The sequence below is a fragment of the uncultured Flavobacterium sp. genome, assembly GCF_937967675.1.
GTDB lineage: Bacteria > Bacteroidota > Bacteroidia > Flavobacteriales > Flavobacteriaceae > Flavobacterium.
The window spans coordinates 1-7,869 of the sequence record NZ_CALBSN010000019.1; the positions used below are offsets into that span (position 1 = coordinate 1).

The 7,869-nt window shown below is 30.5% G+C and carries 7 protein-coding genes; 2 read left to right on the forward strand and 5 right to left on the reverse strand.

The features are described 5' to 3' along the window. Nucleotides 1–147: 147 nt before the first annotated feature. Both Q0075_RS01235 and Q0075_RS01240 read right to left on the reverse strand, forming a co-directional pair. Nucleotides 148–618 carry an Lrp/AsnC ligand binding domain-containing protein gene (locus tag Q0075_RS01235; RefSeq protein ID WP_026724461.1) on the reverse strand — a complete coding sequence of 157 codons (471 nt, stop codon included), beginning with the start codon at nt 616–618 and terminating at the stop codon, nt 148–150. Nucleotides 619–721: 103 nt separating this feature from the next. Then, on the reverse strand, nt 722–2,092 hold the full coding sequence (locus Q0075_RS01240) for a saccharopine dehydrogenase C-terminal domain-containing protein (RefSeq protein WP_297867929.1): 1,371 nt from the start codon (nt 2,090–2,092) through the stop codon (nt 722–724). 123 nt (nt 2,093–2,215) lie between these two features. Here Q0075_RS01240 and Q0075_RS01245 point away from each other — a divergent pair, with 123 nt between their 5' ends. Then, nucleotides 2,216–2,602, forward strand: a complete 387-nt coding sequence (locus Q0075_RS01245) for a DUF423 domain-containing protein (RefSeq protein WP_297867930.1) — start codon at nt 2,216–2,218, stop codon at nt 2,600–2,602. A gap of 70 nt (nt 2,603–2,672) precedes the next feature. Beyond that, entirely contained in the window at nt 2,673–4,298 is a 1,626-nt protein-coding gene (gene pckA, locus Q0075_RS01250) for a phosphoenolpyruvate carboxykinase (ATP) (RefSeq protein ID WP_297867931.1), read from the forward strand. Nucleotides 4,299–4,396: 98 nt separating this feature from the next. Here pckA and Q0075_RS01255 read toward each other — a convergent pair whose 3' ends face one another. The 3 genes from Q0075_RS01255 to Q0075_RS01265 all read right to left on the reverse strand — a co-directional run bounded on the left by Q0075_RS01255 (nt 4,397) and on the right by Q0075_RS01265 (nt 7,825). Continuing rightward, entirely contained in the window at nt 4,397–4,840 is a 444-nt protein-coding gene (locus Q0075_RS01255) for a hypothetical protein (protein WP_297867932.1), read from the reverse strand. Between the two features lie 390 nt (nt 4,841–5,230). Then, nucleotides 5,231–6,727 (reverse strand): hypothetical protein, encoded by a 1,497-nt coding sequence (locus tag Q0075_RS01260; RefSeq protein WP_297867933.1) that lies wholly within the window; start codon nt 6,725–6,727, stop codon nt 5,231–5,233. A gap of 348 nt (nt 6,728–7,075) precedes the next feature. Next, on the reverse strand, nt 7,076–7,825 hold the full coding sequence (locus tag Q0075_RS01265) for a uroporphyrinogen-III synthase (RefSeq protein ID WP_026724456.1): 750 nt from the start codon (nt 7,823–7,825) through the stop codon (nt 7,076–7,078). Nucleotides 7,826–7,869: the final 44 nt, after the last annotated feature.

Sequence of the window (7,869 nt, forward strand, 5' to 3'; positions counted from 1 at the left end):
GCAGCTTTAGGAGCTTTAGCGTCTTTGTTATATTGGGCTTTCCAAATTTTAGGTTCGAGAGAATAATTAGTTTGATATTATATTTTAAAACCCAAATTCATTCAGAGTTTGGGTTTTTTGTTTGTTCTTGATTTTTGAATTTGAAATTTACAACTGAATTTGTCTCTCAATTTGTTGTTCTAAAGAAATATAGGTTTCGGTTCTTGAAACGCCATCAATGGGTTGTATTTTCTTGTTGAGTAATTGCATCAAATGCTCGTTATCTCGACAAATGATTTTGATTAAAATACTCCAATTCCCGGTCGTATAATGACATTCCAAAACTTCTGGAATCTTTTTCAATTCTTTCACTACTTCTGGATTACTTGACGCTTTTTCTAAATATATTCCGATAAAAGCCATCGTACTATAACCCAAAACTTTCGTGTCCACAATAAACTTCGAACCTGAAATCACACCCGCTTGTTCTAATTTTCGCAAACGTTGATGAATCGCAGCACCCGAAATCCCAATTTTATTCGCAATCTGTAAAATAGGTTTGCGAGCATCTTCCATTAAATCGCGAAGAATTTCTTTATCGATTCCGTCGATTTCAATTTGTAAGTGATTTATCTTCATTTTCAATTTATTTGAAAGTAAAAATACAAAATCAATTTCAAACGTAATAAAAAAATCCGAAACCAATTACGATTTCGGATTTTCTATTTTGAATAATAATTGCTTAATTCTTTACATTTAGAGGATTATAACCTAAATACGGAACTTCAATTTCTTTGAAAATTACACCATAATCTTCTAGTTCTTTTAAGATGGGCTTGTACACTTCTTTAGTAATTGGCAATTGAACTCCAGGAGTTGTAATTTCTTTGTTTAAGATTTTCAATGTAGCAATAGCAACGGGAAGTCCAACCGTTTTTGCCATAGCTGTATAGGTTTGGTCATCACCAATACAAACCATGGTAGCATCAATTTGTTTTTTCTCACCATATAATTCATAGCCAAATTTATGATACATTACAATCATGTCTTTATCATTTGGTTCTAAAGCCCATTTTTCAGCTAAAATTTTTTCTAAAATTTGGGCTGGCGTCGCTTTAACTAATCCTACTTTTTTGTTTGGATTGAATAAATCGATTTCTACTAATTTATCCCAAATTATATCGTCTTGATCAATTTTTTGAATGGCGCGAAGTTTAATTTCCACAGTATCGGTTGGATGATAAGGTAAAAATGAATTTGTAAATTCACGATAGGTCATTTCTTCCGAATTGTCAATCGTATAAGAATCATCGGTCATGCCTAATTGTACTAAAATATCCCAAGCTCTTGAATACCCCACTCTTCTGATGGTTCCTCGGTAACAAGTTAAAGCGTCATCTAATCCGTAAACGCTTCTATATTTTAGAGAATCACGATTTGCGTATGCTTCAAATCTTCCGTAACCTTCTACCTCTAAAAATTCAGTTCTTCTAAATAATTTTGAATAGGGAATGTATTTGTATTTTCCTTCTTGTATGAATTTTGCAGCTCCGCCTTGTCCAGCCAAAACTACGTTTCTAGGATTCCAAGTAAATTTGTAATTCCATAAATTAGTATCGCTTTCAGGAGCAACTAATCCACCACAGAACGATTCAAATAAAATGATTTCTCCGCCTTTTTTACGAATTTCATCTAATACTTTCATTGCACTCATGTGGTCGATTCCTGGGTCAAGCCCAATTTCGTTCATAAAAACCAAACCGTTTTCTTTAGCAGCAGCGTCTAATTCTTGCATCGCTGGACTAATATAAGATGCAGTTACCATGTGTTTTTTATAGGTAATACAGTCTTTAGCAACTTCTAAATGCAAATGTGCTGGTAACATAGAAACAACCACATCTGCCTTTTGAATTTCTTCTTTTCGTTGCGCTTCATTAAAAATATCAAAAGCAATCGCTCTCGCATTTTTATGATTGTTGGTTTTTTGTTTAGCCAATTCTTCTGACAAATCGCCAATAGTAAGCTGAAGATTTTGTGCTTCGGAATGGTCTAAAAGGTATTTTATAAGGGATGAAGCAGAACGACCCGCTCCAATGACTAAAATTTGTCTCATTTTGTAAAATCTGAAAATATCACACGAAGATAGTAAAATGTTATATTTGTAAAAACAAATTCTTCATTTATGTCATAATTTAACATAAAAACTTTTGCTATCTTTGGTCTCAAATTTTATAAAATGGACAAGAAAATTCTTTTGGTTGCGGCTATTTTGGGAGTTACAGCAATAATTTTGGGAGCATTTGGGGCTCATGGATTAAAAAAAGTACTTTCGGTGGAACAATTGGCAACATTTGAAGTTGGGGTGCGTTATCAAATGTATCATGCTTTGTTTTTACTTTTTATTGGAACTTTTACTTTTTTAGGAGAGAAAGAACGTTCGATTATTTTTTATTTGACAATAATTGGCGTTTTGTTTTTTTCAGGCTCTATTTATTTTTTGGCTACAAATACAATTACAAATTTAAAGACAAAATTTTTAGGTCCGATTACACCCATTGGGGGGCTGTTTTTGGTTTCAGCTTGGGGATACTTATTTTATGTTATTTTATCTAAAAAACACTAAATTAAAAGGCTATCTCAAATTTAATTTATAATTTTGCACTTTATTTATAAACACAACAAAACCTAATTTTATGGATACGAATGCTCAAACTACGAAATCGATTTCGTTAGAAAAATACGGAATCGTTAATGTGTCAGAAATCATATACAATCCTTCATACGATTATTTATACAATGAAGAATTAAACCCAGCTTTAGAAGGTTTTGAAAGAGGTCAGTTGTCAGAACTTGGAGCGGTAAACGTAATGACTGGTGAATTCACAGGTCGTTCTCCTAAAGACAAATATATTGTTAAAGATAGCGTTACAGAAAACACGATTTGGTGGAATTCTGATAAAGCGGCTAACGATAACAAACCAATTTCTCAAGATACTTGGAATGCTTTAAAAGAAACTACGGTAAAGCAATTATCAAATAAAAAATTATACGTTGTTGACGCTTTTTGTGGTGCAAACGAAAACACAAGATTGAAAGTTCGTTTCATCATGGAAGTAGCATGGCAAGCACATTTTGTAAAAAACATGTTCATTCGTCCAACAGAAGCGGAATTAGAAAACTTTGGTGAGCCAGATTTCGTAGTAATGAACGGTTCAAAAACAAGTTTCAAAGATTACGCAGCTTACGGATTAAATTCGGAAGTATATGTAGCATTCAACTTAACTGAGAAAATCCAATTAATTGGAGGAACTTGGTACGGTGGAGAAATGAAAAAAGGATTGTTCTCTATGATGAACTATTACTTACCATTACAAGGAATTGCTTCTATGCACTGTTCAGCTAACAAAGGAAAAGATGGCGACGTTGCTGTTTTCTTCGGATTATCAGGAACAGGAAAAACTACTTTATCAACAGATCCAAAACGTGAATTAATTGGAGACGACGAACACGGATGGGATAATGATGGTGTTTTCAACTTTGAAGGTGGATGTTATGCTAAAACTATCGATTTAAGTGCAGCAAACGAACCAGATATCTTTGGAGCTATCAAAAGAGATGCATTGTTAGAAAATGTAACCGTTGATGCTAACGGAAAAATTGATTTCAAAGATGGTTCAGTGACACAAAATACACGTGTTTCTTATCCAATTTATCATATTGAAAATATTGTAAGACCGGTTTCTAAAGCAGGTCACGCTACTAAAGTTATTTTCTTAACGGCAGATGCATTCGGAGTAATGCCGCCAGTTTCTAAACTAACTCCAGAGCAAACTAAATATTACTTCTTGTCTGGATTTACAGCTAAATTAGCCGGAACTGAAAGAGGAGTAACACAACCAGAACCAACATTCTCAGCTTGTTTCGGAAAAGCATTCTTATCATTACACCCAACAAAATACGGTGAAGAATTAGTTAAGAAAATGGAGCAACACAATGCTACAGCTTATATGGTTAACACAGGTTGGAACGGAACAGGAAAACGTATTTCAATTAAGGATACTCGTGCCATCATTGATGCTATTTTAGATGGTTCTATCGAAAATGCAGAAACTAAAACAGTTCCAGTATTTAATTTTGTAGTTCCTACAGCTTTACCAAATGTTGATACAAATATTTTAGATCCAAGAAATACCTATGCAGATGCTGCTGAATGGCAAACAAAAGCAGAAGATTTAGCTTCAAGATTTATTAAAAACTTCGTTCAATATACAGATAACGAAGAAGGTAAATCACTAGTAGCAGCTGGTCCTCAATTGTAATCTAAGAAATTTATATAGAAAAGTCCCGAAATTTTCGGGACTTTTTATTTTTAACAATAACGATTTTAAAATGATTATTGTTGGACGACTATATTTATTTACATCTCTTCTAGAAAGTTAATTTTTACTTCTATTGCTTTATATTTATTGTCTTTTTTAGTCTTTGTATCAATTAAATATATGATACAATTATAAAATTTATCAATAATATTTTTATATCCTATCTTTTGCATTTTTTTAATACAATAGATTTTTTCGTCATTTTTCCTGATAAATTTTTTATCAATCCATTTAACATCTGCTTTATTATCAAAATCAATCATATCATCAACATAAATAGGAATTAATAGACTGTTATTTTGCGAATCATTAAAGTAATAAGTATATAAATAACTAAAAGGCTCTTTGTTTTTATATGCAGTAACTTTAATTGACATGTCTTTTTTGTGGTTATAATATAAGTAAATAGTATCTTTTTTTGTTTGTCCTATTATTATAGAATTAAATAATAAAAAGAAAAATATTAAAATTTGTTTTTTCATAATTTATAAACAGTTTTTGGTAACTTGATTTTCATAAAGAGAATAATTTTGATAAAAATAGTTTTCAATTGGATTATTTTTGGTTGTTTCTGTAAAGGAGTCGCAATTATGTAATCCATTCAAAGTTATGTATTTAAAAAACTTATCCCAATTCCAGTTTTCATTTATATTTAAAGAAATATTTTCAAAAGTTAAACCATTTGCATAATTAATATGTGATTGTGATATTAATAAGTTTTAATTTAATCTTCTTTGTTTAATTGCTTAGAATAAAATTTTATTTTAAGTAAAATTAATTTTCTAACTAATATATATAAATCAACGAGGACAATTGAAACAAAAATAATTAAAACTAATGGGACTAAGGATATTATAATTTCTAACATAATATTAATTTAAATTATTAACTTCTGAATAATAAATTTTACCTGTACTTTTTTCAAATCTAATAATTATTTGTTTTCTACGCTTAGTGCCGACTTCATAATCACCAATTTTAACTCCATAATACATATAGCCACTTATTGTAATTTCAGCATCTACACCATTGTTAATGTTTGAATTAGTAACAATAATTGAGGTTTGTATCCAACTATTTCCTGGAAGTAAATTTGATGCTAAATAAGAAGTGCTATTGCTCTCATCTAATGAAAAATTTGGACTTGGAGTTATTATTATTTCAAGTGTTAATTGATGAAGAGGAGTAATATTGACATTTCGTGTTGTGATTTTTTTGTCAACTTGAAATGACAATGATGAAGAAATTACATTAGAAATCTCCTCAAGATTCATAAAAGACTCAAATTCAGTTAAATTATCAAACTCAATATTGTTGGATGAATTTATTGGGGATAATTCTAAATTATTTTCAATAGCCAAATCAATCAACTCATTCACAAACTGCACACTTTCAGTAGAGTACTCAGTAGCTAAAGTATCTGTTACTTGGCTTTCAAGATATTCATAAATATTGTTTTCAGCTTCTTGATTATTGTTTAACCAAGCATTTTGATTCCAACTTAAATTAGCGGTAAAGTTCTTTTGACGTTTTATTAATGCTTGTGCTTCTTGTTCGCTTTCAAGAGAAGTTGTAGGAGTGGTTATAATTTGATTTGATGAAGATCCACTGCTCCCTGATCCAGTAGATCCACCACCACCAGTAGGAGATCCATTTCCATTTGTTCCGAAATCTGAATCAAAACCAAAACCTTCTCCACCGCCACTCCCACCTTCCCAGCAAGTATGCCCAATTATAACCCAGCCCCAACAATCAATGCCTTGACCAGCTCCAACTAAATCACCTTCATAACATGGTATTGTATCCCAAAACATTATTGTTTCGCAAATATATCTTCCGTTTGAATTGTTTTGAAAAACAGGTATAAATTCGTTTGTGTTGAAATTGATTTCATAATATTCAATCTGATTGTTTTGCATTTGTTCTAACGACATGCTATTTAGCTCGTTGAAAGTTTTGTTATAATCTACTAAGAATGTTTTTATTTGATTATTTGGATAAACAATAATTACTAAATTTTCTAAATCAGTAGCGTTTTCTCTAAAAACTGAAAAAGTATAGGATTTTGTTCCATCTGTTTTCTCAATATACATACCTTCATCAGAATTTATGTAAAAATTATTTAAAGTATCTTTAATAATTTTACTTGAAGTTGTAATTGTTTTTTTACTTAGTTTTTTAGTATTGTTAATTTTATCAACAACAGCTGAATTCTTAATTTCATTAAAAGATATTTTTTTAATGAGTAAATCATTTTGATTTTTTATGTTTTCGGTTTCAACTATAGTTTCTTCTACCTGACAACTTATAGTTACTAAAAGAAATACAATCATTAAAGAGATTGAGAACGATTTGAATTTGTTCTTCATAATTTTCGTTTTTTTTAGTTTACAAATGATTTTACAAGCTTACAAAGTAATATTTTATTTGAGTTACAGATTTTCTATGCATTTTCAATTTTATTTTCCAGTGTTTACTGGGTTTGTAATATTGAAAGTCAATTTCTGTAATAAAAAACCTAATACTTTGTTTTCTATTTACTTAGGGCAAAGCAAAATCTCTTATAAATACTAAGTAGCATATAAATATAAGTTATTTCTGAACGCAATTTAAAACAACTTATGAAACCCATTGCTGTAGTTTTTCTGCATATTTTCAAAAACAAATAAAAAACCCAAACTCTTTCGAATTTGGGTTCTGTATATTTTTGTTTGTTTTTATTTTCCTTTGTTAGCTTCAGCTACATATTTTTCCAAAGCTCCTGTCATCGATGGTGTTCCAGGGCTTGGTGCCATAATGTCAACACGTAAACCGTGTTCTAAAGCTTCTTTTTTAGTAGTTTCGCCAAAAACAGCAATTCTAGTGTTGTTTTGTTGAAAATCAGGGAAGTTTTTAAATAATGATTTAATTCCTGTTGGACTAAAAAACGCTAAAATGTCGTAATAAACATCTTTCAAGTCTGATAAATCACTCATTACCGTTCTGTAGAAAATACCTTGTTTCCATTCTACTTTTAAACCATCTAATGTTTGTGGAACATCGGCGTTTAATTGGTCGGTATTTGGTAATAAAAATTTTTCGTCTTTATATTTTTTAATTAGCGGAGCTAAATCAGCGAAGTCTTTTTGACCCACATAAATTTTTCTCTTTCTATATACTACATAACGTTGTAAGTAAAAAGCAACCGCTTCAGACTGACAGAAATATTTTAAATCTTCTGGCACTTTGTAGCGCATTTCTTCAGCCACTCTAAAAAAGTGATCTACAGCATTTCTACTGGTTAATATGATGGCAGTATAATTGTTTAAGTCGATTTTTTGAGCGCGAACTTCTTTAGCCGGAACACCTTCTACATGGATGAAAGGTCGAAAATCAACCTTTACTTTCAGTTTATTTTGAAGCTCAAAATACGGAGAATTTTCTACTTTAGGCTCTGGTTGTGAAACTAATATTGTTTTCACTTTCAAATTTGACATATTTCTCTCTAATTTTTTGTAAACCAATTATAAAT

Coding starts and splice junctions, on each gene's coding strand:
- Q0075_RS01255 (WP_297867932.1), bottom strand. CDS start 4,840: ATGAAAAAACAAATTTTAATATTTTTCTTTTTATTATTTAATTCTATA.
- Q0075_RS01240 (WP_297867929.1), bottom strand. CDS start 2,092: ATGAGACAAATTTTAGTCATTGGAGCGGGTCGTTCTGCTTCATCCCTT.
- pckA (WP_297867931.1), top strand. CDS start 2,673: ATGGATACGAATGCTCAAACTACGAAATCGATTTCGTTAGAAAAATAC.
- Q0075_RS01235 (WP_026724461.1), bottom strand. CDS start 618: ATGAAGATAAATCACTTACAAATTGAAATCGACGGAATCGATAAAGAA.
- Q0075_RS01245 (WP_297867930.1), top strand. CDS start 2,216: ATGGACAAGAAAATTCTTTTGGTTGCGGCTATTTTGGGAGTTACAGCA.
- Q0075_RS01260 (WP_297867933.1), bottom strand. CDS start 6,727: ATGAAGAACAAATTCAAATCGTTCTCAATCTCTTTAATGATTGTATTT.